Origin of the sequence: Alteromonas sp. KUL42 (genome assembly GCF_006538325.1) — a bacterium.
GTDB lineage: Bacteria > Pseudomonadota > Gammaproteobacteria > Enterobacterales > Alteromonadaceae > Alteromonas.
This window is the reverse complement of record NZ_BJKK01000015.1, coordinates 14894-41741: the sequence shown is the minus strand read 5'-3', so window position 1 is coordinate 41741 and position 26848 is coordinate 14894. Positions and strand designations below refer to the sequence as shown.

Below are 26848 nucleotides of genomic sequence, written 5' to 3'. Positions count from 1 at the left end.
TGATAGCCCCGTTTTATTTACACTATCAGGTAATACGACTCCTCTGACAGTCCCCTTCCAATGGACTTCAAAAAACAAAAAGCATACTCTCTGTGCAAAAGACTATGCTTGGAAACACTTATGAATAAATCTATTACCATTAGAAATGCAACACCTGACGACATCCCCCAAATACGGCAATTTATTCTAGAGCTCGCTATTTACGAAAAAGCGGAAGATGAAGTAGAAGCGACAGAACAAGATTTACACAAAACATTGTTTGAAGCTGGCGCTATCGCACATTGTGTAATTTGTGAACATGACGGCCAAGCGATTGGCTTTGCCGTGTATTTCTTTAATTACTCAACGTGGCAAGGAAGAAACGGTTTATACCTAGAAGACCTTTATGTGTCACCAGCATCCAGAGGACTAGGCGCCGGCAAAGCACTGTTACAGTATTTAGCCAAAACAGCGGTTGATAATAATTGTGGCCGCTTCGAATGGAGCGTATTGGACTGGAATAAACCGGCAATCGACTTTTATGAATCTCTTGGCGCAAAACCTAAAAGCGAATGGCTTGGCTATAGAATGGATGGCCAAACGCTTATCGATTTTGCAAAAAACGGTTAGTCTCTTAACTGTTCATGCAAAACACATTAAAGGCTGCTTTGCATAAACCGAAATTTCGCGGTTATTAGCCAACGGGGCGATATTTGATTGCGCCCCCTATTCTTCTCTTTGTACAGTTCGACATCGGTGCGATTAAGCATTGCATGTTAAGTTTTCTACTTTATACGTTATTCATTCACCACAGCATATCGGCTTAATATGAGTTCTACAGTGCCTCTTGCGATATTTTTTTTATCAATATCACTTAGTACATTTTCAATCTTAAATAGCTGCGGCCAGAAACACTGCCCCTTTACTAAACTGTCAATCTCATTGACCACCTGTTTGACATCATCAAAGGCCAATCTACCGTCAGCCTTTGCATCATTGAGCCATCGGTGCATCGCCGTTTCCTGTGCTTTCAACTGAGCCACTTCGTCTTTGAGTCTATCGGGTTCATAAAAGAAATAACCAATAGCTACACGAGCTAAATCTAGGTGTGTTTCACTTACCATAAACTCAATGTCTTTGAGAATGATACTTTGTAGCTGTGTATCAAGGGGTTCATCAGGTAAATAATGCGCTGTGATATTCATTATGGCACTTTGCCACTGCTCGGTGACAAGGTGCATAACCAAATCTTCTTTCGTAGAAAAGTGGTTATAAACAGTACGCTTAGAGACATTAGCTAACTCAGCAAGCTTGTCCATACTTGTACCTTTCACGCCAAATTCTTGAAACGCTTGCGTTGCAGCTTGAATTATAGCTTCGCGTTTTAAGTCGCTACGGGTTCGTGTATTGCTAGCCATTGATCTACTCTCTTAGTAATGTACCAACCTATTTTACACCGAACAGTTTACTTTTCAATGTAGACGAACTAAAATGCACTCACCAGTTTACTTTTGCATGAATGTAAAATCGCTCATACAAGCGTATATTGCTTGCAAAGTAGGTTGTTTTAAATGCAACAGCACTGGCTATCTATGTTCAACATATTACTAATGGATGACATACGACTATGTCCTTGAAAAACTACTCACATGCGCTAGTTTTAAGCCTTTTTTCTATTTTTATCTTTACCGCTTGCTCACCTGAGAAAACTCAGCAACAACAAACGGAAGTGGTGCGGTATGTGAAGTTTGCCGAAGTCTCTCCTATTCCTAATTTTGACGAATTTACGTTTCCGGCCGTTGTTTCTGCTGTAAAAACCGTTGATTTAAGTTTCGAAGTTTCTGGACGATTAATACAAACTGATTTAGTTACAGGCAGTGATATCACTAAGGGCAAGCTACTTGCCACTATAGATAGGAAGCCTTTTGAGCGCAGAGTTGAAGAATCAAAAACCAGATTAGAACAAGCAAAACGAGAGCTCGATAGAATTGAAAAAATGTTTGCGCAAAACTTGGTATCTCAAAGTGCGCTAGATTCGGCGAAGACGTCCTATGAATTATCTGTTATTGATCTTAAAAACGCCGAGCAGGACTTAAGCTATACCCAACTTTACGCACCATTTGACGCGAAAGTGTCTCAACGTCTTGTAGAAAATAACAGTTTTGTAAAGTCGGGGACTGCTATCGCCCGCCTGCAGGACGTGTCTAAAATCTACTTTAACATCAATGTGCCAGAGCGTTTGCTCACCGCCAATATCGGACGTGGTATAAAGCAAGCTAGTGCGACCTTAGCGACTAATCGCAGTCAGTGGTACCCCGTAACTTATGTTGAGCACTCCACGCAACCTGACCCTGTATCCCAAACCTACGAAGTAGTATTTGCTATGGAGCCTAGAAAAGAATTGCCGCTAACGCCAGGTGCCCGAGCTGTAGTTAAAGTAAGCCTACAAGGTAATTTGTATTCCGACGGTATAGTTGTTCCAGTAAAAGCACTCGTTGGTGATGAGAATGATGGCTTTGCCGTTTGGGTATATGACGATGGTCTACAAACAGTCAACCAGCAAAAGGTTGACGTCAAACATATTGAAGGTGATCTTGCCATAGTAGAAGGGCCAATTTCGCTTGGTCAGCAGGTAGTAGCAGCTGGTGCAGCACAAATGCGAGAAAACATGAAAGTACTTCCGTATAAGGGAGAAAAATAAACCATGGATATCGCCCGCTTTTCAATCGACAAACCGGTAAATGTTTGGCTGATGGTCATCATACTGCTGTTAGGTGGTGTGCTCGCTATGACCAAAATTGGCCGGCTTGAAGACCCTGCTTTTACCATCAAGCAAGTTAAAGTATACACTTCTTACCCAGGCGCTAGCGCTGAAAAAGTTGAACGTGAAGTCACAGAACGCTTAGAAATTGCGATTCAACAAATGCCCCAATTAAAAGAGGTGACATCTATATCCTCCCCGGGTCGCTCTGAAATTACCGTAGAGGTAAAAAGTACTTACGATAGTGGCGTTTTACCTCAAATTTGGGATGAATTAAGAAAACGCCTTCGCGACACAGCAAGTTCACTACCCGCCGGGGCTCAAGATCCTGTGGTATTTGATGACTTTGGTGATGTTTACGGGCTTTATTACGCACTCAGCGCACCAGATTTCGACACCAATGAGTTACGTGAATTTGCCCGAATTATTCGTCGAGACCTGCTTACCACTGAAGGTGTGGCAAAGGTCAACGTAACCGGTATTCAAAAAGAACAAATAGTTGCTTACATCAACCCGTATCAACTTGCTGGGCTGGGTATTTCTTTTCCAGAGCTGACCTCATTGTTCCAAGACAATCTTCGTCCATTCAACGGTGGACGCGTGAAAGTGGATGAAAAAAACGTGCGCTTGATTGTAGAGCGTGCACCAGACAGATTAGAAGAGATTTCAAATTTATCACTGGTAATACCGGGTACGAATCGCTCTTTACGCGTGGCTGATATTGCCACGTTGAAACTAGAGCCTGCCGATATCCAACCAGTATTAGTCCGGTACAACGGCGAAGAGGCCCTTACTCTGAGTGTGTCAGCATTAACTGATGTGAACATCGTAGATGTTGGTGCGAGGGTAAACGCAAAGGTAAACGCCCTACTTCAGCAACTCCCAGTTGGCATTACCCTTACTCCAATTTACGATCAAGCATCTGTAGTCGATGAATCGGTAGACGGCTTTATCAATAACCTTGTGATGTCTGTGGCAGTGGTAACACTAACCTTGTGTTTGTTCATGGGGTGGCGTTCAGGGATTGTGGTAGGAACTGTGCTGCTCGTTACTGTGCTCGGTACAATCCTAATCATGTGGTTGATAGATATTCAACTTCAGCGTATTTCTTTAGGTGCAATGGTTATCGCCATGGGTATGCTGGTCGATAATGCAATAGTGGTAGCTGAAGGAATGATGCTACGAATGGCAACAGGTGCATCAGCAAAAGATGCCGCCAGTTTTATTGTGAAACGTACACAGTGGCCGTTATTAGGCGCAACCGTGATCGGTATTGCAGCCTTTTCTGGCATCGGTTTATCTAACGATGCTACCGGTGAGTTTCTTTATTCATTGTTTGCCGTGGTTTTGGTGTCATTGATTATAAGCTGGATACTTGCAGTAACGCTGGTTCCCGTATTGGGCGCACACTTCTATCGCAAAGGTATGTCGCAGTCACAAAGTAACGCACCCTCTGCTGCGCAACAGTGGTTTAAACGCACACTTATTGGCGCATTAAAGCTTCGTTGGGTAACCATCGCCGTACTCCTCATTATTACCATTGTTGCTTATGGCAGTTTTGGCATGGTCAAGCAAGGGTTCTTCCCACCGTCAAACGCACCGGTATTTTTTGTGCACTACTGGGGACCTCAAGATCGGGATATTCGAGCGACAGAGCAAATTGCAAAGGAAGCCGAGAAACGCATATTAGGCTTAGATAATGTCAGTGCTGTAACCACATTTATTGGGCAGGGCGCTGATAGATTTACGCTGACATACGCGCCCAAAAGCGCTAACGAAAACTACGCATTCTTTATGGTCCGTGCCAGCGAATTAGAGCATATTCCTGCCATTCAAAGTGCATTATCGAGCAAGCTAGGTGATTTGGATTTAGATGCAAACTTCTATATGGAACGCATGCAGTTTGGCCCTGGCTCAGGCGCCAAACTCGAAGCACGTTTCTCAGGTCCAGATACTGAGGTATTGCGTCAACTGGCAGAAGAAGCTAAGGCCCGTCTCTTTGAAGATGGTCAGGTGATTGATGTTCGTCACAACTGGCGAGAGAAAGGATTTGCAATAAACACGCAGTTCGACAATTACAATGCGGGAATTGCTGGGGTTTCACATTCAGATTTTAGTCAAACTGTACAATATGCCAGCAATGGCGTGAAACTGGGCACTGTGCAAGATGGTGATTATGCCTATAATATCATGGCGAAAATGGGGAACTCAGATGACACGGCGCTTCAGTCAATTCGCGAGTCTCAAGTGTGGTCTTCTCAGCAGCGTCAGTATATTCCTTTCACACAGGTCTCCCATGGCTTAGATCTTATGACTGAAGAGCTGCGCATACATCGCAAAGATCGCCTGCGCACCATAACAGTTGAAGCCGAGCCCGGCGAACACGAAACGGCAGCAAAAGCGTTAGCGCGTATTCGCCCGCTAATTGAAGATATTGATTTACCTGCTGGTTATCAACTTGAGTGGGGCGGTGAGTTTGAAAGCTCAAGTGAAGCACAAGAAGCTTTAGGTGCAGGTTTGCCAGCAGGCTTTTTGGTAATGTTCATTATCTCAGTTTTATTGTTTGGGCATGCTCGCCAGCCACTTATCATATGGCTGGTTGTTCCGATGGCTATTGTAGGTGTAGTAACAGGTTTATTATCTACTGATATGCCATTTGGCTTTATGTCGCTACTGGGTTTTTTGAGTTTATTTGGAATGCTGATTAAAAATGCCATTGTTCTAATTGAAGAAATTGACCTTCAAATAGAAGAAGGATTGGCAATTAAAAGTGCCATCGTTGAAGCGACACTAAGCCGTGTTAGACCCGTTGCGCTTGCCGCTGTTACGACAATTTTAGGGATGGCTCCATTGCTATTTGATGCATTCTTTGCCGACATGGCGGTGACTATAATGGGTGGACTTACTTTTGCAACTATTCTGACGTTAATTGCAGTTCCCGTTTTGTATAGCCTGCTGTTTAAAGTGAGTTACAGAAAAGCCTAATAGCATCTCCATTAATTCAAAACTTGTTCAATACATACTGTTTGCACCTTTGATGAGACTCTTGTCAAAGGTGCTAAAGAATGTTTAGCGTTTTGCTTCTACCCTTTTCTGCATAAACTTCATCACATCGCGCCAAGACACAATTCCCACAGGGTGGTAGTGCATATCGACAATGGGTATGCAGGATATTTTATTGTTATTGAACAATTCGATAGCGCTAAAAACAGAATCTTGCGGGGTTAAGGTTATGACCTCTCGGGTCATAATTTGATGGGCGCGTTTATCTAACGTTACTCTATCGAGCATACGCTCGCTTATGGTGTCGATAAACGGGCTTACTGCTTTTAACAAATCACGATCTGATATAATTCCAGTAAGCACATTGTCATGCACTACCAGTAAGTGATGAAACCCAGTTGCCGAAAATAGTTCTCTAAGCGACTGTAAACTGTCATCCATATGAACACTCACCACCCGCTTAGACATTATATTGGCGACGCCCATGCTTCCCCTCTTATCAACTACAAGCGTATATTTAAACGTTGAGATTAAAAATCACAATGACGAATAGCAAGTATTATCTCAATAAAACAATTTTTGCAGTTAAGCAATCTAGCGACACTTCTTTATAACCAAACCTAAACCAAGCCTCAACTGGACAAGATTAGTACACAAATTGAGTATTGCTTATATCAGCAACAGAATATTTATAAAAAGCGTCTAGCCACTGCTTGTAATAAGCCTTAGACTGCAAGCACAAATATAAAAACGACAGGTATGGTGTAGCATCGTTCACGCGCTGAAAAAACGCGATTTGAATATAAGTTGCACAATTATGACTGGCTTGGTTAGCCCGCCCCCTTTATTCATTTTTACGTGAATTGAGGCGTGCTGATTATCGCTTAAGTTGGTTAAGTACTTATCATTTTAGCAACAAGGGTTCTCAGGTTAATGACAACACAAAAAGTAGGTTTAGTGGGCTGGCGCGGTATGGTTGGCTCTGTATTAATGCAGCGCATGCAAGAAGAGCAAGACTTTGCGCACATTGAGCCCACATTTTTTACCACATCACAAGCAGGCAGTGCGGCGCCAGGTTTCGCAGGCCGTGATGCAGGTGTTTTACAAGACGCTCACGACATTGACGCACTGTCTAAACAAGACATTATTATTACCTGTCAAGGGGGCGATTACACCAAAGCTGTATATGATGACCTACGCGCAACAGGTTGGAATGGTTACTGGATAGATGCAGCGTCTGCGCTTCGCATGAAAGATGATGCAGTTATTATTTTAGACCCAGTTAATCGCAAAGAAATTGACAACGGTATAGCAAAAGGTGTTCGCACTTATGTAGGCGGAAACTGTACTGTATCGTTAATGCTGTTAGCACTTGGTGGACTTTTTGAAAAAGAGCTTGTTGAGTGGGCTTCACCCATGACCTACCAAGCCGCTTCAGGCTCAGGTGCTAAGCACATGCGCGAGCTTATCAGTCAGATGGGGGCAATTCATGCCAACGTTAAGGACAAAGTTGAAGACCCTGCAACCGCGATCTTAGACATCGATCAACAAGTTTCTGAGTTTATTCGCAGCGATGACTACCCTAGCGAACAATTTGGTGTGCCACTAGCAGGAAGCCTTATTCCTTATATCGACACACAGCTTCCGTCAGGCCAAAGTCGTGAAGAATGGAAAGCACAAGCCGAAGCCAACAAAATACTCGGTATACAGGGCAACCCCGTTCCTATTGATGGTATCTGTGTTCGCGTGGGCGCCATGCGCTGCCACAGCCAAGCAATTACGCTGAAACTGAAAAAAGATCTTTCTGTAGAAGAAATTGAAGCGATACTTGCTGAACACAATGAATGGGTAAAAGTTATTCCTAACGATCGCGATATTACGATGCAAGAATTAACACCGGCGAAAGTAACCGGCACCTTGTCTATCCCTGTAGGTAGAATTCGCAAATTAACTATGGGGCCTGAGTATATTTCAGCATTTACCGTGGGCGATCAGTTACTGTGGGGAGCGGCAGAACCACTGCGTCGCATGTTGCGCATTGTGCTTGAGCAACAGTAAGCACCCACTTACGAAAAACTCTCTATAAAAATAAGCGTCCAGCATGTTTTGCTGGGCGCTTTTTTGTTGCTACCGTTACTCTGCTTTTTCAGACCACACTGCCAACTCGTTGCCACCCGGCTCAATAAAGTGAAAACGGCAGCCACCGGGAAAAGCAAATATAGGTTTTGAAATACTGCCGCCAGCTTTCTCGACGTCATGCAGTGTTTGTGTAAGATTCGAAGAATAAAAAACAAGTAGTGGGGCGCCACTTTGGGCTTGGGAAACACGCTCTGCGGTAAAAATACCACCTTCTAATCCCGCATTAGAAAATGCGCTGTAATCTTTTCCATAATCAGTAAATTGCCAATCAAACACCGTGCTAAAAAAGTGTTTAGACGCCAACACGTTGAGTGAAGAAAACTCCACGTAATTTAATTTTGGTTTACTTGGCATAAGGTTCCCTCTTTGTAAGCAATAAAAATTTGTTGACCTAATAAGGTTGCTTCTAAAACTCTGAGTTACAGGAGCTGCGATGGCGATAACATTGGACTGCCTTTCTCATCAAGTTCAGCCTGTTTGATCAGCGCTACAATGTTAGTATTTACGGGCGTTGCGATACCGTGTTTTTTACCCAGTCTGTCTATCTCGCCGTTAAGATAGTCTATTTCAGTGGGCCTGCCCAATACTAAGTCTTCATACATAGACGAACGCGCTTGTGGGTCAATCTTCAGTGTTGAAGCAGCAACAATGTTAAACAGAAAGTTAGGCAGTGCCATTATTTTCGGCATTAATTTGGGAATAACCTTACCTGTGCGAGCAGGCTCAATCCCCTCGGCAGAAAGCACCGTTAACGCTTCGTTTAATGCACTTGCAATGACTTTTCGATATTCCCTATTGCTCAACTGCTCTTTTAATGGAATACCTGATAACGCGTTGACCGCATTATTCAAATTCATGATTAGCTTGCCATATTGAACATTTGAAATGTTGTCATATACCGTGATGGGAAGAGAAGCACTATTAAAGCACGAGACGAGAGAAGAGCATTGCTTGTTGGCATCTTGAATGGCAAGATTCCCCTCGGTTCCGCAGTGAAAATGACCTTTCCCCTGATAGAACACATTGAATGGCACCATCCCTTTAATTACCTGTTGAGACAGTAATTCTGATAATACCGCACCATTAGTCACACCATTTTGAAAGCTCACTACAATCGCATTATCAGATGCATATTGTTTGATGATGGCAGCAGCACTTTGAGTATCTTGGCTTTTCACACACAGTAAAATAAAGTCGGCATCAGCTAAAGCGTCATTTTCACAAGTAAAGTGAATGTGCTGACTATCGACGTGTTGGTCACGCCCCCGCCAATCCGTCATGGTTAAGCCATGCTGTCTTACATCATCTTGTAGTCGCTGTCGGCCAATGAAAGTGACGTTACAGTGTTTATTAGCATCAGTAGCCAACAAACAACCACCCAAATAACAGCCAATACTGCCAGCACCCAGTATAGCAATGCACAATGGCTCTTCATGTCTATCCATTCACCAACCTTTTTAAATTGTGACTCTCCTATTCTTTTATATAGCCTGCGTTCATTTTAACAAAAAGTAAACATTTAAAATTAAACCGAAGAGCCTGCCAGATACTTAGCTTCATAGTCTTCAATTACTGATAAGTCTTGAAGCGTACGACCTATCTTATCTACGCCATTCATCAGGTTAACACGATGATGTGCAGCAATGGTGAACGTTGCCATAACATCGCCACACATTACGCGCTGATGTTTGAGACTAACCGTTATTTCTATGGATGGATCATCACTACACATCATCATCAACGCATCTACGATATTTGCTGGCAAACACACAGGTAGCAACTGATTGTTGAGACAATTGGCATAAAAAATATCCGCAAAGCCCTTGGCAACAATAACCGAAATACCAAAATCAGCAATGGCCCATGGGGCGTGTTCTCGGCTTGACCCACAACCAAAGTTTTCACCTGCTAGCAGAATTTTAGCTCCTTTATAGGCTTCATCATTTAACACACATGCGGGGTTTGGCACCTGCTCCTTATCGTCAAGGTAACGCTGATCGTGCAACAAGTGTTTTCCAAAGCCCGTGCGTGAAATTTCGGTTAGAAACTGCTTAGGTAAGAGTTGGTCAGTATCGACATTATTTCCCGTTAGTGGAATGGCTTTTGATGTTACTTCAATAATAGGTTCCATTATGTCATCCTTCTACAATGTTCGAATGTCGACGAAGTGACCAGCTAACGCAGCGCCAGCAGCCATAGCAGGGCTTACCAAATGCGTTCGCGCACCGCGCCCTTGACGCCCTTCAAAGTTACGATTACTGGTTGAGGCGCAACGATCCCCTTCTCCCAAAATGTCGTCGTTCATTCCCAAACACATTGAACAGCCCGGCAAGCGCCACTCAAACCCAGCCGCTTGAAATATGTGGTGAAGCCCCTCTTTTTCTGCCTGCTGCTTAACTTTTACAGACCCCGGTACGACAATGGCTTTAACGCCTTTTGCCACATGTCCTTTCGAAGCAATTCGAGCCGCTTCTCTTAGATCTTCAATACGGCTATTGGTACATGAACCTACAAACACATGAGAGATAGGTAAATTGCTAAGCACTTCTCCTTCCGTCAATGCCATGTAGTCGAATGCTTTTTTTGCTGCATCTTTTTCTGAGGTAGAAATTAATTCGCTAAGGTACGGAATTGGCTCATTAATACCCACCACCTGACCGGGGTTGGTGCCCCAAGTGACTTGGGGAGCTAGCGTGGATACATCGATAACCACTTCCTTATCGAATATTGCATCGGGATCGCTCTTTAAAGATGACCATCTGCTGACAAGGGCGTGGAAGTCTACCTCTTTCGCTACATTGGGCCTTCCTTTTAAATATTCGAATGTCACTGTATCGGGGGCAACCATTCCTGCTTTAGCGCCCGCTTCAATACTCATATTACAAATGGTCATGCGACCTTCAATAGATAATGCTTCGATAGCGCTGCCTGCATATTCAATTACATACCCAGTCGCACCATCGTGACCAATTTCACCAATTAGCGCCAAGATAAGATCTTTCGCGTATACGCCTTCTGACAATATTCCCTCAAAGCGCACTCGCATGTTTTTCGCTTTCGACTGACGAATGGTTTGTGTGGCCATGACGTGCTCTACGTCAGACGTACCAATACCAAATGCCAGTGTGCCCAATGCACCATGGGTAGCAGTATGAGAATCACCACACACCACCGTCATCCCTGGTTGAATGAGCCCAAGCTCAGGCCCCATAACGTGCACTATACCTTGATTATCATCGCCTACAGGATAAAGTACCACGCCATGCTCACGACAGTTCTCAATAAGGGTTCTAAGTTGTAGTGCGTTTTTGGGTCCACAAGCATCAAGTGAAGTAGAACGTGTGGAAATACTGTGATCCATAGTGGCAATTGTTAGATCTGGTCGCCTAACGCGGCGCCCTTTTTGATTGAGCCCATCAAATGCCTGTGGCGAAGTAACCTCATGAATAAGGTGACGGTCAATAAACAGTAATCCTTCACCATCAATATCTGTTACATAATGGGCATCCCACAATTTGTCATAAAGAGTTTTAGCCAGGATTTTACTCATTACTACTCCCTATCCTACGACGTTAACGACTCGAGGTGCGCCAACGCTTGCTGCATATCAACCACTTCTGCATATTTGGCGTTCATGTCATGCAAGTTAGCGCTGTGAGCACTGTGATTTCGGTCACCACAAGCATCGCTAACCACCCAAGTAGGAAAGTTATATTGCAACGCATCAACCACTGTGGCGCGTACACAGCCACTAGTGGTTAGCCCGCACACTATGACGCTATCAACGCCTTTGTCTCGAAGTTGCTGATTTAGCGCCGTATTGAAAAACGCACTAGGACCCGTTTTGTCCAATACCCAAGATGTAGGGGATTGCACAAATCGCGGGTCAATATCAACCCACCGGCTAGTGGGGGTGAGAATATTTAAATCGGGTAAATGTCGGCGAAACACACTTTGCTCATCTCCCTCATACACTACACGCGTAAATACAATCGGTAATGCATGGTCAGAAAAAGCGGTAACTAATGCATTAGCCGCGTTCACTTGCTCATCAAAATCGCCCCCTAAAGGGCTATTAACCGATGTAAAACCAACCGCCATATCCACTACGATTAGCGCGGGACGCGTACCTAAAGTTACACGCTCAAACGCTAAGTCTCTGTCTTTACTAGTCACGCTTATTTACCTATGAAAGTAGGAGACACTGGAGCAGGAAGTCCCGTTTCTTCCAATGCCCGCGCTTTGATCTCTTCAATGGTACCACCGCGATTAAACAAGGGTATTTCTCCTCGTTCTTGTCTTAGTGACTCTCGAAGTGATGCTGTCGCGTCTTCGTCCAACACTCCACTTTGAACCACTACCCCATAACGTGCTGCGCCTTTTTCTGTAATAAGGCCCCGCGCTAAGTCTTGCATAACTAGGCCGGTATCACGGGCATAAGGGTCGCCCCAACCGCCTCCTCCCCATGTGTCAAAGTAGAGTAAATCACCGGCTTTAACTTCAATGCCTTCACACTTAGCGGGTAGTACTTGTTCAGTACCATCTACACGTACCAAGCGTTTCGTAGAACGCTTGCCTGGCTCTCCCCCATTTACACCCCACGGATAGGTAAGCCAGCGGTCATCGTGTATTGCAATAGCACCGTCACACAAAAACCGGTAAGCCACTGACAGTCCATTTCCGCCGCGATGCAGTCCTGCGCCGCCAGAGTCGGCTATGGTTTCATAGCTTTCCACGCGAAGGGGGAAATACGCTTCGACAAACTCATTGGGAACATTCGTAAACCCAGGCCACAATGAATGACCATCAGGGCCGTCGCCCGCTGGACGCCCAGGTATACCACCAAACCCAATTTGGAATAGCTGGAACCACTCGCCTTTATCGTCATAACCGGAATAGAACAAATGCGGCGAATCTGAGAAGCCCGCTGCATTCATGGCATCTGGTGCGCTTTGTCCTAGAAGACCACCCATTACATCAAAAATACGCCCAAGTGCGTGGGTACGCCCTGATAATGCTGCAGGGAAGTTAGGTTTGAGTAAACTGCCTTGCGGAATGCGCACTTCTACAAGGTCATAGAAGCCGTCGTTGAATAGTATTTGAGGATCAACTAAGTTTATAGTGAAAGAGCCGAAGAACATCTTGAACATATCTTCGTTAAGGTAAAAGTTGATAGAACTCTTTGCCTGAGGATCGGTACCTTCAAAATCAAAAATTGCCTTATCTCCCTCGCGCCACATTTTACAGCGAATTTTATAAGGCCCCATACCCACGCCGTCATCACACAAGTAATCTTCAAATACACGCGGCTCTTCCGGTACTATCATGTTAATGATTGCCGACATGGCGACATGATTACGCTCTAGCATAATTTCCATTGTGGAATAGAAAATATCATCACCGAAACGCTCGGCTATTTCTTCACAACGTTTCGCTGCAGTTTTACACGACGCAACCAGTGCGTTAAGGTCAAAGCGGTTCCACTGAGGTGTACGCACATTGTGCAATATGAGTTCTAAAATATCGGACTGTAAAACCCCCTTCTTATACAGTTTCATAGGCGGAATACGAATTCCTTCCTGATAAATAGACTCAGCCTTAATAGGAATTGAGCCAGGCACCATTCCGCCATTGTCTGACATATGGCCAAACATGGCTGACCATGCGATATGACGGCCATCTTTAAATACAGGTACTAAAACAATCCAGTCCGGTAAGTGTGATACCGCGGCATTGGTCATGTAAGGGTCATTGGTTAAAATAATGTCCCCTTCTTCTAACTCTCCTTCAAAGGCATCAAGAAAGCCGTGAATAAATGAGCCAAATTGCCCTACCACCATCTTACCGTCTTTGTTTGCAATCATTGGAAAGCAATCACCTTGCTCTCGAATGCCTGGGCTCATTGCCGTTCTGAACAACACGGCATCCATTTCTTCACGAGCATTGCGAAGTGCATTTTCGATTATATCAACCGTGACAGTATCTACCTCGACACGGGTAAGTGGTGTAGTGTTTGTTTGTTTTATTTTATTGTTCATGACATTCACCTTACGCTGTCTCTTGAGGAGTGATAAGTAAGTTACCAACGCGGTCAACCTTGGCGATAAAGCCCGGTAAAATGACACTGGTTGAGTCCATTTCACACACTATCGCAGGCCCTGTTACGGCGAGGTTTTGATGTAACTTGCTACGATCGTAAATAACCGCATCGTGATACTGACCTTCGTAATAAATACGACTTTTGGTAATTTCACAGTCAGCGAGCGTATAGCGGCTATCAGGTTGAGGCGGAGGTGGTAGCGGCTTCGATTTAGCCGTGGCTATCGCACGTACCATAACCACTTCATGCCCTTCTTTTAATGCAAAAGTGAACAACTGGGTATGCTCTGCATCAAATTGAGATTTGAGCGTTGAAAGACCGTCTTTATTTAAGTCGTCTAACGTAAACGGTACACAAAGTTGAAATGCCTGACCGGTATAGCGAATATCCGCTTGATAAGTGATGTCTTGTTCGCTTTCGGTAATGCCATCGGCAAGCAAAGTAGATGCAGCTTTATCCGCTAATTCTTGCAGTACTGCTTTAAAGCGCTCGATAGATAGTTCGTCTAATAACGATACCAAGGTTTGTGACGCTTCGTTGCGCACTTGAGTGGTGGCATCACCATAGGCACATAATACGCCTGGGCCAGGGGGAATAATGGCAGGCCACGCTTGGGTTAAAATTCCCAATGCATTAGCGTGCAACGGGCCTGCACCGCCAAACCCAACTAAAGCGAACTCTCTGGGGTCAAAGCCTTGCTCTACAGAAACCAGCCTTAACGCACCAAACATCGCCTCATTGGCTATTTTGATGATCCCTTCAGCAGCCTCTTCAACCGTGATCTCCATGGCATCAGCCACTTTTTGCACTGCTGCCACGGCTGCATCACGATTAATTGACATCTTACCGCCAAGTTGCACATCAGCGGGTAAATAACCCAAAACCACATTGGCATCACATACTGTTGGTTCTTCCCCGCCTTTCATGTAAGCAGCGGGCCCTGGCATAGCACCAGCAGATTCAGGTCCTACACGTAGCGCCTTGGTCAACTCAGGTACAAACGCTAACGAACCACCACCCGCACCAACCGTGCGCACATCTACAGAAGGTGCACGCACAGTTACATCTCCCACACGGGTCTCTCGTCTCACGCGGGCTGTGGCGTTTTGGATAAGCGCCACATCTGTAGATGTCCCCCCCATGTCAAAAGTAAGAATGTCTTTAAAGCCACCTTGCTGACAAAAGTGAATAGCACCTGCCACACCGCCTGCTGGGCCTGACATAAGTAAGTTTACAGGGCTATCAGCCGCCGAGCGTGCAGAAGCAAGACCGCCGTCTGAGCGCAAAATGGATAAATGTAGGTTATCTCCCATACGGTCGGTCAAGGCGCCAAACAGATTATCCACGTATTTGGCTACTTCAGGACGCACATAACTATTAACTACAGTGGTTTCAGTTCGCTCATATTCTTGAAGCTCTGGCACGACCTCACAAGAAATAGATATAGGCATATCGGGAAAAATAGTTTGTGCTATCTCTCTTGCTCGACGTTCATTATCGCCGTTTACATAAGCGTTAATAAAAGAGATTGTCAGTGCGCTGAAGCCACCTTTTTCCTTTAATCCTTCAAGCGTTGAAACAAGTTGTACTTCGTCGAGCGCTTTGACCACATCACCTTTTGCATCAATACGCTCATCAGCTTCAACAGTAAGTTCAAGCGGTGCTAACAGCGGCTTTTTCACATAGCTCACCCAACCGCCGAGGCCGCCTGGGCAGTAAGAACGTGCCACCTGCAGCACTTGTTTATATCCTTTGGTAGTAACTAAAGCGACTTTGGCACCTTTACCCGTAAGTACGGCATTCGTTGCCACCGTGGTACCGTGCATTACACGATGAATACTTGAAACAGGCACACCAGATTCTTCACAAATTCTATCAATACCGTTTAGCACACCCACCGATGAATCGTGAGGCGTAGAAGGTACTTTTGCCGTGTGTGTTTGGCCCGTTTCTTCGTTAATCAGCAGCAGGTCGGTAAACGTACCACCCACATCAACGCCGAGTCTGTATGACATGCTTTTCCCCTTTTATTTATTGTTGTTTTAACCAGGCTTTAGCGTGACCGCCTCGCGCTGTACCGGTAAGTTCTGTCGCTAAGTCCGACGCTTCAAGTAGCTTTTTCATATCTACTCCTGTTTCAAACCCCATTTGCTCGACAAGCAACACCACATCTTCGGTGGCCACGTTGCCTGTTGCACCGGGTGCAAATGGACAGCCTCCTAGTCCACCAATCGAAGCGTCAAACCGTCTGACACCCGCCTGAATGGCTGCGTATACATTGGCGACACCCATGGCTCGGGTGTCGTGAAAATGACAAGAAAGATTCTGTGCACCAAACTCAACTGCCATCTCACTCATCAAGGTGTAAACCGCGTCAGGAGCTGCCGCGCCAATGGTGTCTGCCACGACGATGTGTGATGCACCAGCTTTAAGTAGCTCCTCTGTCACTTGAAACACATCGCTTTTATTTACCGCGCCTTCAAATGGACAGGCCCACGCGGTAGCCACATAAGCTTGTACATTTCGTTCAAGTGATTTGGCCCTGCCCAATACATCGAAACACATTGACATAGCTTGTGCCGTAGTCATGCGAATATTCTTCTCATTCATGGTGCTGCTAGCAGCAACCACCAATGACATGGTAGATACATTGAGCGCTGCGCCCGTTTGGAAACCTTTCGGATTGGGAATAAGTACTGAGTACTCAACACCATTTTGCTTTGGCAGCTGTGCATAAATCTCATCAGTACTCGCCATTGCCGGTACCGCTTTAGGTGAAACAAATGCTCCTACTTCTATGGCAGGTAGCCCAGCATCCACAAGCGCATTAATAAGCGTTAACCGCTCATGAACCGACAAGTGTTTAGGCTGATTCTGCAAGCCATCTCTTGGCCCAACGTCATTAATGACAATGTGGTTTTTCATTAGCCTACCACCTTGTCATTGATAAGTGTGGTAATGGCCTCATCACTCAGGCCTGCCACTGATTTCAAAATGTGATAGGTGTGCTCTCCTAACTTCGGTGCAGGGTTAAAAGCTTCCTCGTTGCTACGAGAAAGCTTGATTGGGTTACCAGGACCTTTGGTTTTGTTGCCGTCACCAGACGAAAGCTCGACCACCATATTGCGATGCAGGACCTGTTCGTCACTCAGTGCCTGTGAAAAAGTATTCACGGGAGCACAAGGAATGCGGGCCGCTTCAAGTTTTTCTATCCAATAAGCCGACGGTTTAGTTTGCAAAACGGTATTTAACGTCTCGTCAATAAAGTCCTTTTTAGCCCAGCGCCCAGGTTGGGTATCGAACTCCGGCAAATCCAAACTGGGTATGTTCACTACGCCTTTGAGGTTTTGCCAAAAGTTATCTGTGATAACCGCAATTACCACAAAGCCGTCCGCCGTTTTAAACGTATTGTAGGGCACGTGAACAAAATGCGAGTTTCCAATAGGAAAAGGATCTTTACCCGATAAAAAGTACATTGTGGCCATGTAGTTAAGCAGTGATATTTGACAATCCAACATGGAAATATCAACGTCTTGCCCAATACCGCTTTTAGCCCTTTCTATTATTGCAGCTTGAATTCCCATAACTGCAAACATGCCACCGCCCAAATCGCCAATAGGAATACCAGCGCGCACAGGGTGTTCAGGATCGGTGCCTGTAATCGACATACCGCCGCCTGTTGCTTGTGCTACTTGATCGAAAGCCGGACGTTTGTATTTAGGACCATCGTTGCCAAACCCTGTAATTGAACACGTAATAATGGCCGGATTTACTTTACTTAAATGCTCGTAATCTATTTTAAGTCGAGACGGCACGCCCGCACCAAAGTTGTTAATTACCACGTCGGCTTTTTCAACCAACTTATAAAAAACTTGCAAGCCTTCTTCCGATTTCAGGTCGATACACACACTTTTTTTGTTACGGTTGAGGGTTATAAAGTACGCCCCCATGCCATCAAGTGAATTGTCTGGGTCAGACGCTAACAGTTTGCGTGTTCCCTCGCCTTGAAGGGGTTCGACTTTTATTGTCTCAGCACCTAAATCCGCTAAGATCATTCCACAGTAAGGCCCCGATAACATATGTGTTAAATCGATGACGGTAATATCTGCCAATGGTTTATTCATTTCTACTCTCTAACTATCAGAAATCGTCTGTATACCAGCGCTAGAAACTAACGCTGATATCAATGCCATATGCGCGTAGCGCAGAAGGATGAAGGAAAGAACCACCAAACTCTGGTGCGGGGATCACTTCCTGTAAATATTGCTCGTCGGTCAGGTTCTTTCCCCACAACGCCACACTCCACATTTCACCTGCCAACGTAATGCGAGCGTTAACTGTGTTGTAAGCATCCCGCGTGGCGTTAGAGAAGTTCTGAGGATGTGGACCCGGTGGAACACCTCCACCTAACGTGCCGAAGAAGTCCCAAATAGTGGGGGTCTCTTCACCTTGAAGGGTATGAAACGGTGTTTCGCCAACATATTGGTAATCAATTCGCGTTGACAACAATAAGTCGCTGTTAACTTCGTAGTCGTAATTCACACCAAACGTGAAAGACTTGTCGGGTGTTTGAGGAGCTTTATTGCCCACAGTTAATGGTCGGTTACGGTTTTCAATAATTTCACTATCGATAAACCCAGCACCCCCAAATACGGTGAAGTTATCGGTTGCACGATAGTTAAAATCAAACTCAATACCCTGGATCTCTAACTCATCAATTGTGGTTACCGCACGTAACAGCCCAAACGGACCCGCAAAGAATTCGAAGAACTGGTTGTCCTCTACTTCTGTTTGGAATACAGCAGCGTTAAGTTTGAGTCTGTTTTCTAGTAATGTAGCTTTACCACCAAGTTCAATACTTGTGGTCACTTCTTTGGCATAGTCATCTGGCACAATTAGCTGCGCGTTAACGGCGTCACCGGGCGTGCCTTGCCCGGAAGCATTAAACCAGTAGTCTAACGTTGCCTCTGTACCAATTGAGTTGAAGCCACCACTTCTAAAGCCCACACCGTAACTACCATATAAGTTAAGGTTGTCATTCGCTTCATAACTAAGGGTAACTTTAGGCTGGAATTGACTGAAACTGGCTTCTCGGTCTGGAATGCCATCGGGGTTTAGATTGAATGCGGGGTTAATCGGTCCAACCACACCATTGACTATGGTATTAACGTTTAAGCCTGACGCACTCACATTAGGCACATTATTCGACACTTCGCGTTGTTCGTTGTCGTATCGAAGGGCTACTGACACTTCCCATCGTTCATTTAAATCGTATTCAATTTGACCAAATGCAGAAAGCACAGTGGTATCGAAGGTGTCACTAAACAGTAAGTCAGTAGGATTCGGCCCGGTAGGAGGCACATAGGCTTGGCGCAGAAACCCTTGCCCCTGGTCGGCACCATAGGCCACAACCACATCGCGTTCTATTTGCGCGAAATAAGCGCCAGCAATCCAGCGCATTGCCGCATCAGTATCATTAGAGGTTAATCGAATTTCGCCACTGAAATCACGCTGGCTTCGCTCTTGATATTGATAGCCATCACAAGATAACGATGTGTAAGGACCGTATACACCGGAAAAATCTTGACCGGGAGGAAGTACCACGAATGGCGATAGGAAATCACCGAACAGATCGCTTCTACCGGCGCCACCTAACTCCGCAGGCAGGTTGTTCATAGTTTCGCGATCAGCCTGACATTGAGGGGTTACCTCGTAACCGTAGAATGACGCACTAGTGCCATCTGATAATAAATACTCTTCTAAGTCGTTATAAGCCAATACGCCGGTTACATCAAAGCTACTGCCACTGTAATCGGCCTTAAGTGCAATTTCCGTAGTTTCTTGTTCATTTTCACCCGGCACATTGAATGCAAAAATAAACTCGTGGTCGTTAACATCTTTAAAATAAGCACTTTGACCAAATGCAGCCTGGAAGCTGGGAAGCGCAAAAGCCGCATTAAAATTTATTGCCCCACTTTCCACTTCACTACGAGAGGCCCGCAAATCAAAGGTTAAGTCATCTGTGGCTTCCCAGATAAGACGCCCTTTAAGTGTGGTATCTTCTAAAAAGTCCACCACGTCATCGCGACCTAAAAACACATTCTCATAAAAGCCGTCTGTGGTTGAATGCGAAGCCACAAAACGCCCAAATACATTATCGCTTAAAGGGCCTGTTATCATACCGCTGTAACGCTGGGTGTTGTTATTGCCCACACCAGCTTCAACGCGCGCTTCAAAAATGTCGGACGGCGTTTTAGTGGTTACCAAAATAGCCCCAGCAACCGCATTTCTGCCGTACAGCGCCCCCTGAGGCCCTTTTAACACTTCAATTTGCTGAATATCGGTCAAGGTTTCATTAAAACTATTCGGGTTTGTTTGCAAAACACCATCAACTACGTATGCAAACGTCGACTCTGCATCACGGGTTGAAATAATGCCGCGAATATTCACTTGGGTATCGCCTACATTGGCGGCATCCACAATACTTACATTGGGAATAAGGCCAATAAAATCACTGGAGCGTTCAACACCTGCCGCCTCTAATTCATTGGCAGAAAGCGCTGTAACCGCAATAGGCACTTCTTGAATACTTTCTGGACGTTTTCGCGAGATACTGATGACCTCAAATGCGTCTTCGCTTTCTGCCACTGGCGTTGTTTCCTGTGCAAAAGCATGGGGTACTGCCAAACTCGAATAACCGAGTGTGAGCGCTAAAGCGATTTGCTTTGCTAAGTAGTGCCTATCATTTGAGTGCATAGTTTCCTCCGAACCTCTGTTCGCTATTGTTGTTTTATTGTTTTTAACCTTCGCCACAGTGTGGTGTGACTAATACCCAGTTTTTGGGCGGCCTTGTGTTTATCACCCTGACACTGTTCTAGAGCGGCAAGGATCAAAGCTTCTTCTTGTGTTTTAAGTTGGCCTTCACCACGGTAAAACTGCGATTGGGTGGGGGCAGAAAAGAGTTCTGGTGTAATTTGTCGAAGTGCCGGCTCAAGCCGTTTTATGTCGTCAACGGTATGCAAGTAAGCGACTATACGCTCAAGTACATTCTCGAGCTCTCGGATATTACCTGGCCAATGGTGAGCGGTAAGGTACTTTGCGATGTGACTGAATACGTCAGCTTCGGTGTAAGCTAATCGGTAGCGCTCAACTAATTGGGTTAATTTAAACGAGGCGATGTGTTCAATATCATCAACACGAGCACGTAATGGAGGAATGAAAATATTAAAGACATTCAAGCGATAAAAAAGGTCTTCTCTAAATTCACCATTGGCGACCATATCGGCCAAGGAACGGTTAGATGCCGCTATCAGTTTTAAGTCGACGTCTTTTTCCTGATTTCCCCCTAGCGGTCGATAACTGCGCTCTTGGAGAAACCGTAATAATTTTGCTTGCTGATCTAACGCGAGTTCACTTATCTCATCTAAAAACAACGCGCCGCTATGCGCTTCTTCAATAAGTCCCTTTCGACCACCACGCTTAGAGCCCGTATAAGCACCATCTTGATGCCCAAACAATTCCCCTTCGAATAATTCGGAAGGAATAGCGCTGCAGTTAAGTGCAATAAACTTTCCTTCAGAATACGGGCTGTGTTTATGAATTTGTCGAGCAACAAGCTCTTTACCAGTGCCTGACTCTCCAAATAGCAACACATTACTTGGTGATGTGGCATATGCTTTTACTTGTTTGATTACGCCTTCGATTTCTTTGGAAACAAATACAAGTTCGTGTTTATCTTTTTTCTCTTGTGTAGCGGTAGCTTGTTGCTTGGGCTTCTTACGATATAGCTGATAGACGTACATGGGTTTAAAACCCTGACCGTGGTTAATGGTATCTAAGTGATACCACCACTCATTGCCGTTTATTTCGCATTCACCGTCTGTTTCTCTCTTGCCACCAATAGGATGAATAAGTGAGTCCAAGTCTAATTCAGCCTTGGCACTTAAGCTCAAATGCTCTCGTGCGGCTTTGTTCAGAGTAAGTGAGTCACCGTTTTCATCAACCATGATGATCGGCGTTTGAGATTGAAGCAAAAGCCAAGATAATAAGGCGTGATCTTTCTCACGCTTCTTCCACTCTTTAGCTTGCTGAATGGCAGCTTTGATGGTTTCTCTGCAAGACTCGACAGAGTAAACCAAAAACGAAGGGATATTTTTGTTATGGGCCAACCCACACACTAGGCTAGCCCCTACAATCGCAATATCATCCTTTTTACTTGCTAGATAAAACTGCTCTCTGGCCTGCTCTGCGGTTAAGTAAACACTTTCTGTAATGCTTACTCCAAGTTTCTCTTGTGCTGCATGAGCAACACAATAGGCCTTTTCAAAAGAGATAAAGTGGACGTTCTGTGCTACCTGACTAGCTTTTTCAAGAGCGTTATATACATCCCATTCTGTCGTATTTAATGAGACAACGGGAATAGGTAATGCAGAGCGCAGATATCGCGCGTTCGATCCGGCACTAACGACAACATCTGGTTCAAATGCTTCGATATGCCCTTGTATTTCAACTGAACTTCCAACTATCGCATCAACAATTTTAAATGTTGCTTCATCAGCGAAAGACGACAATACACTACTCATCAACTGGCTAAACTCGCTGTAGCCAAAAATGAGAACTCTAAGTAATGCACTGTCTGTGGTAGCAGTATTCACGTCATTGATTTCCATCGTGTTTCCTCTTTTCATGTTGCCCTTGTAACAACATGTGAAAACACGCTTTGATGTTGAACATAACACTGCAATTGCAGCCACTATGCCAACACAGAACAAAATGTCATCAATGCCTATTACACAAGGGCTGTATAGAATTCATCCCACCCCAGTGTAAAACTTGAACACCTCAAATAGCCAGTCAATTCATTTCACTTTGAAATTAAAATTTCATTATGAAAAATTATTTCTACTTTTCTTTACTTCTAAAACCTTGATATTTAGGCGTTGCACAAACTGTGTATTTGTAATCCGCTTACTGGTTCTTTTCTTGGCAAATTTGCAACACTGTACCTAAATCACATTTCAAAGAAATGTCCTGCACTTGCCAGTTAGCCAGCCCTTTTCGCGCCGCAGATGCCACGCTCACCAATTCATTTGATTCATATTCTTCCCAGAAATCTTCTAGGTTTTGTACACCAAATGAAACTAAGAACACCCCTTCCCCTTTCTGTTCTAAGTATTGCCCCACGGTACCTGTGGCAGACGTAGGTGAAACCAAAACAATAATCACTTCACCTAGCTGATACCTTGCAGTATTAGCCTCACGTGCGTGCAGTGAGTCGTATACTGGTTGCTGTTGGAATAGCGTATTAAACGCCTTTGTGGCTGATGCTAAATCGCGCACTAGAAAGTTAATGTGGTGAACACGTGTGATCATAAGAACCTCGTTGGAAAGCATTTAGTTTAAGTGTTAGCGAGTCGATTCAACAAGAACCAATGCAATTCCATGACCACCCGTTACATTCACCGCAATGTTAAAATTGGATGAGTTATGTAGAAGCCAAGAAGTGAAACGTATTTATCAATCACACTGATTCATTCTTTGCGTTACAAAATAGCATGTGATCTCATTACCATTGACCGAGTAGTCAATAGATAGCAATAGTCAGAAGAGTGAATCATGTTAGCGTCAAACATTTCTAGCCCCAATTTCAGTGAAGTCTTTAGCCAGGAACATCAGGCTCATGATACTAGCTCTTTTCTACCAGATAGTGTGCGAACTAAGGACAAGCCAGCGAAAACAGCTCTAGTTGCTGAAGGTGGCGGTCAGCGTGGTATTTTTACCGCGGGCGTGCTTGACACGTGGTTAGAGCATAATTTTGACCCTTTTGACATTCTTATTGGGACGTCAGCGGGCTCCCAAAACTTAACCAGCTTTGTAGCAAGGCAGAAAGGTTATGCTAAACGTTTGATACGCGGGCTAACACGCCACAAACGTTTTTTTCAGTTAAGTCGTGGGTTTCTAGGTAAACACATTGTTGATTTGGACTGGTATTTTGACAAAACCCAAGAAACCAAGCGTCAACTCGACCTTGAGACAGCCAAACAAAATGTGCTTGGACGGGAGATTCTATTTACCGCAACAAATATTCGAGACAGAAAAGCGTACCTATTAAACCCTTTAACCCATAAAAACCAATGGCTGGATTTAATAAAAGCATCTAGCGCATTACCCTTTTTGTATAAGCAGGGTGTACCGCTGCGAAGCATTCATGCTAGTAACAGTCATGTTGATGGCGAGACTGAAGCTGCAAATACCGACTACTATGCAGACGGTGGGCTAGCAGCCCCACTACCGGTTATAGAAGCGTATGAACGAGGTGCGAAGAAAATTGTGGTTATACGTACGGTAGACAAAAGTTTTGATGCACAATCGATTTGGCTACAGCGACTTCGCGGTATAGTGTGCTCTACTGGTCAGTGCCCGAAAACCATTGATTATATGTTGCAGCATGAACAAGCGTATCGAAAAGCGCTGGACTTCATTGCCAATCCACCGGATGACGTTGAGATTGTTCAAATATTCGCGTCAGCAACAATGCAAAGTAAGTTATTGGGCAGCACGGATGTTGAATTAAAACACGATTATCGATTAGGTCAGCAAGCTGGCCATGCCTTTCTAGAGGAACAAACGTTTTTACCGGTCCAAACTTATAATCAACTCATGCCGTGTGCTCACCCAGCAGTGATTGATAGCACAGTTAGGCACACACCGATGGAGAACATTAGCTTGCCCATTGCATGTAATCAATAAATACCGCACTCCACAAAACAATCGCTATAAGCATTGAAACCAAGACTCCTGCCGAACCAAGGTCTTTCGCTAAACCAGATAAGGGGTGAATTTCTTTGCTCATTCTATCAATAGTAACTTCAATAGCCGTGTTGACAATTTCAGCGAAAATAACAAAGAGAATTGCACTGAACAATACGGCTTTTTCAACAGCGTCAATGGGCCAGAAAATTAGCGCGACAGCGGCAACAATCAATAGAATGCACTCCTGTTTAAAAGCTGCCTCATTTTTTAACAACCACGTCATTGCCCGTTGTGAATTTTTGAACGCCAATAATAAACGCAGTGCCCCTTTGGGCTTATTTTTGTTATCAAACACGCGTGTGTCTGATTTCTGATTTAGGTTCGACATGCTTGAAATATATCCATATCTGATTGATAAGAGCGACTAGTAATGTGAGTTAACCCCAGCAAGGTGTCATACAGGTTGTCATGAGAAAAAGGTTGCTGTGAGCGTTGTTCTACACAAGCTTTGAACTGGGTATTGTCAAAATGTGAATTCCAAAATACCAGAGGAACATGGGTTTGCGCCTCAGGCGCAAGAGAATAAGGAAAGCCATGAAGAAAAATCCCATTCTCACCTAACGATTCGCCGTGATCGGATACATACAACATTGACGAGTCTGGTACATCAGAGAGCATTTCAATTACTTGGCCGATAATGTAGTCGGTATAAACAATAGTATTATCATAGGTATTTATCAATTGTTCTTCAGAACAATGCTGGATGTCGCTGCTCGGACAGTCGGGTAGAAACCTCGCAAATTCAGGCGGGTAACGCAAATAGTATGTCGGCCCATGTGAACCAATCATATGAAGCACGATAATGCGGTTTTGATCTGGCTTTTTTTGAAGTTCACTGCGTAATTCATTCAATAAAATTTGATCAAAACAAAACTCTCCATTGCATAAGTTTGGGTCTCGGGTCGGGTCAAACTCTATCGTTTCAACCCGTTTGCATACACCTTTACAGCTGCTGTTGTTGTCAATCCAAGTTACATTTACACCGGCGCGCTGAATAACATCAAGAGCATTATCCTGTTTGTCAGCCACTCGTGATTCATACTCTTCTCGATTGAGCCGTGAAAACATGCAAGGTACGGATACTGCGGTAGCTGTACCACAAGATTCAACATGACTAAAACTCACTGCGCCTAAGCTTTCAATATTGCGTGTAGTTTGCCGGTAGTATCCGTTACTTGCGAATTTATCTGCCCTTGCAGTCTCTCCCACCACCACAACGGTGGTATGGGGTTCAACGGCGGCATCACCGGCTAACACGGGTGACTCATCAAGTACGCGATAGGGTAACTCAGCATAAAGGTACGTGTTGCGTACGTATTTCGCTGCGGAATCATAAAAAGCGTAAGGGATGATGTACTTCACCAAACCCTTATTATTTCTACCAACCGAAGAATAATCTTTATAAAAAACTGGCCCCAATAAGCACAATAGTTAAAGCGGCTACTACATTAAGAAATAAGATGATTTTTACTCTTTTTAACAGTGAGTCGCGTAAGGTAAGTCTTGTGATGAATATAAGTGGCAAAGCACATGCCACCAGAAGAAACAAGATAACGGAGACGTTCAAGTAAGAAAGCACTTCGCCAGAGTTGGTCTCGGCCAAATTTTGTATCATCGTACTATCGAAAATGATGCCAAAGCTCACGTTGGCATAAAGCAAAAAGCTGGCAATGAAAACACTAACCGCAACTACCACTCTAGGCGTAAATAACGCGCCTACTAGGCTAAAAAAACAATATTAATACTGCTTAATAGCACTGGCACTGAAAGGTAAAAGAGCCATTCTCTTAATGTTTCGGGAGAAGCACTTTGATAAACGTGCATTAGAAAGGGAGCGTTAAAAAACAAAGACATCATAACTGATGCCCCTATCAAAAATTGTACCGACGACAAATGAAAGTTAAACGTACGCAATGCAATCATCTTAATATAAAACCAAAATGCTATAATTGCGGTGTACGATAGGGTAAAAAGCTTAAGGTATGCTTAAGCTTTACTACTTTATATTTTGTTGGGCTTTTGGTAGCTAATTACCCACTTGGCACGAATAGGCA

The 26848-nt window shown here is 44.5% G+C and carries 22 protein-coding genes; 5 read left to right on the top strand and 17 right to left on the bottom strand.

Annotation, left to right across the window (positions count from 1 at the left end; genetic code table 11):
• The first annotated feature begins 120 nt into the window (after positions 1-120).
• Positions 121-609, top strand: a complete 489-nt coding sequence (locus EYR97_RS17135) for a GNAT family N-acetyltransferase (RefSeq protein ID WP_131094983.1) — start codon at positions 121-123, stop codon at positions 607-609.
• A gap of 167 nt (positions 610-776) precedes the next feature.
• On the opposite strand, the gene EYR97_RS17130 is transcribed toward EYR97_RS17135, so the two are convergent.
• A complete protein-coding gene (locus tag EYR97_RS17130; RefSeq protein ID WP_131094982.1) occupies positions 777-1397 on the bottom strand; it encodes a TetR/AcrR family transcriptional regulator in 621 nt (206 codons plus the stop codon).
• A gap of 209 nt (positions 1398-1606) precedes the next feature.
• On the opposite strand from EYR97_RS17130, the gene EYR97_RS17125 reads away from it, so the two are divergent.
• A complete protein-coding gene (locus EYR97_RS17125) occupies positions 1607-2680 on the top strand; it encodes an efflux RND transporter periplasmic adaptor subunit (RefSeq protein WP_181409154.1) in 1074 nt (357 codons plus the stop codon).
• A 3-nt stretch (positions 2681-2683) separates the two neighbouring features.
• A complete protein-coding gene (locus tag EYR97_RS17120) occupies positions 2684-5725 on the top strand; it encodes an efflux RND transporter permease subunit (protein ID WP_131094981.1) in 3042 nt (1013 codons plus the stop codon).
• Positions 5726-5809: 84 nt separating this feature from the next.
• Here EYR97_RS17120 and EYR97_RS17115 read toward each other — a convergent pair whose 3' ends face one another.
• Positions 5810-6229 (bottom strand): CBS domain-containing protein, encoded by a 420-nt coding sequence (locus EYR97_RS17115; protein WP_131094980.1) that lies wholly within the window; start codon positions 6227-6229, stop codon positions 5810-5812.
• 447 nt (positions 6230-6676) lie between these two features.
• On the opposite strand from EYR97_RS17115, the gene asd reads away from it, so the two are divergent.
• Positions 6677-7801: an aspartate-semialdehyde dehydrogenase gene (asd, locus tag EYR97_RS17110; protein ID WP_131094979.1), complete on the top strand. Its 1125-nt coding sequence runs from the start codon at positions 6677-6679 to the stop codon at positions 7799-7801.
• 75 nt (positions 7802-7876) lie between these two features.
• On the opposite strand, the gene EYR97_RS17105 is transcribed toward asd, so the two are convergent.
• The 12 genes from EYR97_RS17105 to EYR97_RS17050 form a co-directional block, all read right to left on the bottom strand.
• A complete protein-coding gene (locus EYR97_RS17105) occupies positions 7877-8236 on the bottom strand; it encodes a VOC family protein (RefSeq protein WP_131094978.1) in 360 nt (119 codons plus the stop codon).
• A gap of 65 nt (positions 8237-8301) precedes the next feature.
• Positions 8302-9327 (bottom strand): 2-dehydropantoate 2-reductase, encoded by a 1026-nt coding sequence (locus EYR97_RS17100; protein ID WP_242635095.1) that lies wholly within the window; start codon positions 9325-9327, stop codon positions 8302-8304.
• Between the two features lie 80 nt (positions 9328-9407).
• Positions 9408-10013 (bottom strand): 3-isopropylmalate dehydratase small subunit, encoded by a 606-nt coding sequence (leuD, locus tag EYR97_RS17095; protein ID WP_131094977.1) that lies wholly within the window; start codon positions 10011-10013, stop codon positions 9408-9410.
• Positions 10014-10025: 12 nt separating this feature from the next.
• On the bottom strand, positions 10026-11420 hold the full coding sequence (gene leuC / locus EYR97_RS17090; RefSeq protein WP_131095025.1) for a 3-isopropylmalate dehydratase large subunit: 1395 nt from the start codon (positions 11418-11420) through the stop codon (positions 10026-10028).
• A gap of 26 nt (positions 11421-11446) precedes the next feature.
• On the bottom strand, positions 11447-12058 hold the full coding sequence (locus tag EYR97_RS17085; RefSeq protein ID WP_242635094.1) for an isochorismatase family protein: 612 nt from the start codon (positions 12056-12058) through the stop codon (positions 11447-11449).
• A gap of 2 nt (positions 12059-12060) precedes the next feature.
• Positions 12061-13920: a hydantoinase B/oxoprolinase family protein gene (locus EYR97_RS17080; RefSeq protein ID WP_131094975.1), complete on the bottom strand. Its 1860-nt coding sequence runs from the start codon at positions 13918-13920 to the stop codon at positions 12061-12063.
• 10 nt (positions 13921-13930) lie between these two features.
• Positions 13931-15997 carry a hydantoinase/oxoprolinase family protein gene (locus EYR97_RS17075; protein WP_131094974.1) on the bottom strand — a complete coding sequence of 689 codons (2067 nt, stop codon included), beginning with the start codon at positions 15995-15997 and terminating at the stop codon, positions 13931-13933.
• Between the two features lie 16 nt (positions 15998-16013).
• Positions 16014-16907: a hydroxymethylglutaryl-CoA lyase gene (locus EYR97_RS17070; protein ID WP_131094973.1), complete on the bottom strand. Its 894-nt coding sequence runs from the start codon at positions 16905-16907 to the stop codon at positions 16014-16016.
• Positions 16907-18106 carry a CaiB/BaiF CoA-transferase family protein gene (locus tag EYR97_RS17065; RefSeq protein WP_131094972.1) on the bottom strand — a complete coding sequence of 400 codons (1200 nt, stop codon included), beginning with the start codon at positions 18104-18106 and terminating at the stop codon, positions 16907-16909. The genes EYR97_RS17070 and EYR97_RS17065 overlap by 1 nt, the downstream gene beginning before the upstream one ends.
• Before the next feature lie 40 nt (positions 18107-18146).
• Complete coding sequence (locus EYR97_RS17060) at positions 18147-20738, bottom strand: TonB-dependent receptor (RefSeq protein WP_131094971.1); 2592 nt, start codon at positions 20736-20738, stop codon at positions 18147-18149.
• 23 nt (positions 20739-20761) lie between these two features.
• A complete protein-coding gene (locus tag EYR97_RS17055; protein ID WP_165478087.1) occupies positions 20762-22651 on the bottom strand; it encodes a sigma 54-interacting transcriptional regulator in 1890 nt (629 codons plus the stop codon).
• A 298-nt stretch (positions 22652-22949) separates the two neighbouring features.
• Positions 22950-23354, bottom strand: a complete 405-nt coding sequence (locus EYR97_RS17050; protein WP_165478086.1) for a VOC family protein — start codon at positions 23352-23354, stop codon at positions 22950-22952.
• Positions 23355-23597: 243 nt separating this feature from the next.
• Between EYR97_RS17050 and EYR97_RS17045 the strand changes: the two genes are divergently transcribed.
• The gene (locus EYR97_RS17045) at positions 23598-24731 is read left to right on the top strand and encodes a patatin family protein (RefSeq protein ID WP_131094968.1); all 1134 of its coding nucleotides are present in this window, start codon (positions 23598-23600) and stop codon (positions 24729-24731) included.
• Here EYR97_RS17045 and EYR97_RS17040 read toward each other — a convergent pair.
• The 3 genes from EYR97_RS17040 to EYR97_RS22520 are packed head-to-tail and all read right to left on the bottom strand — an operon-like array spanning position 24703 to position 26490.
• Entirely contained in the window at positions 24703-25122 is a 420-nt protein-coding gene (locus EYR97_RS17040) for a diacylglycerol kinase (RefSeq protein ID WP_131094967.1), read from the bottom strand. The two genes, EYR97_RS17045 and EYR97_RS17040, sit on opposite strands and share 29 nt — an antisense overlap.
• Positions 25110-26159, bottom strand: a complete 1050-nt coding sequence (locus EYR97_RS17035; RefSeq protein ID WP_307722619.1) for a phosphoethanolamine transferase — start codon at positions 26157-26159, stop codon at positions 25110-25112. Before EYR97_RS17035 ends, EYR97_RS17040 begins: the two co-directional genes overlap by 13 nt.
• A 34-nt stretch (positions 26160-26193) precedes the next feature.
• The gene (locus EYR97_RS22520) at positions 26194-26490 is read right to left on the bottom strand and encodes a DUF1705 domain-containing protein (RefSeq protein WP_258313265.1); all 297 of its coding nucleotides are present in this window, start codon (positions 26488-26490) and stop codon (positions 26194-26196) included.
• Positions 26491-26848: the final 358 nt, after the last annotated feature.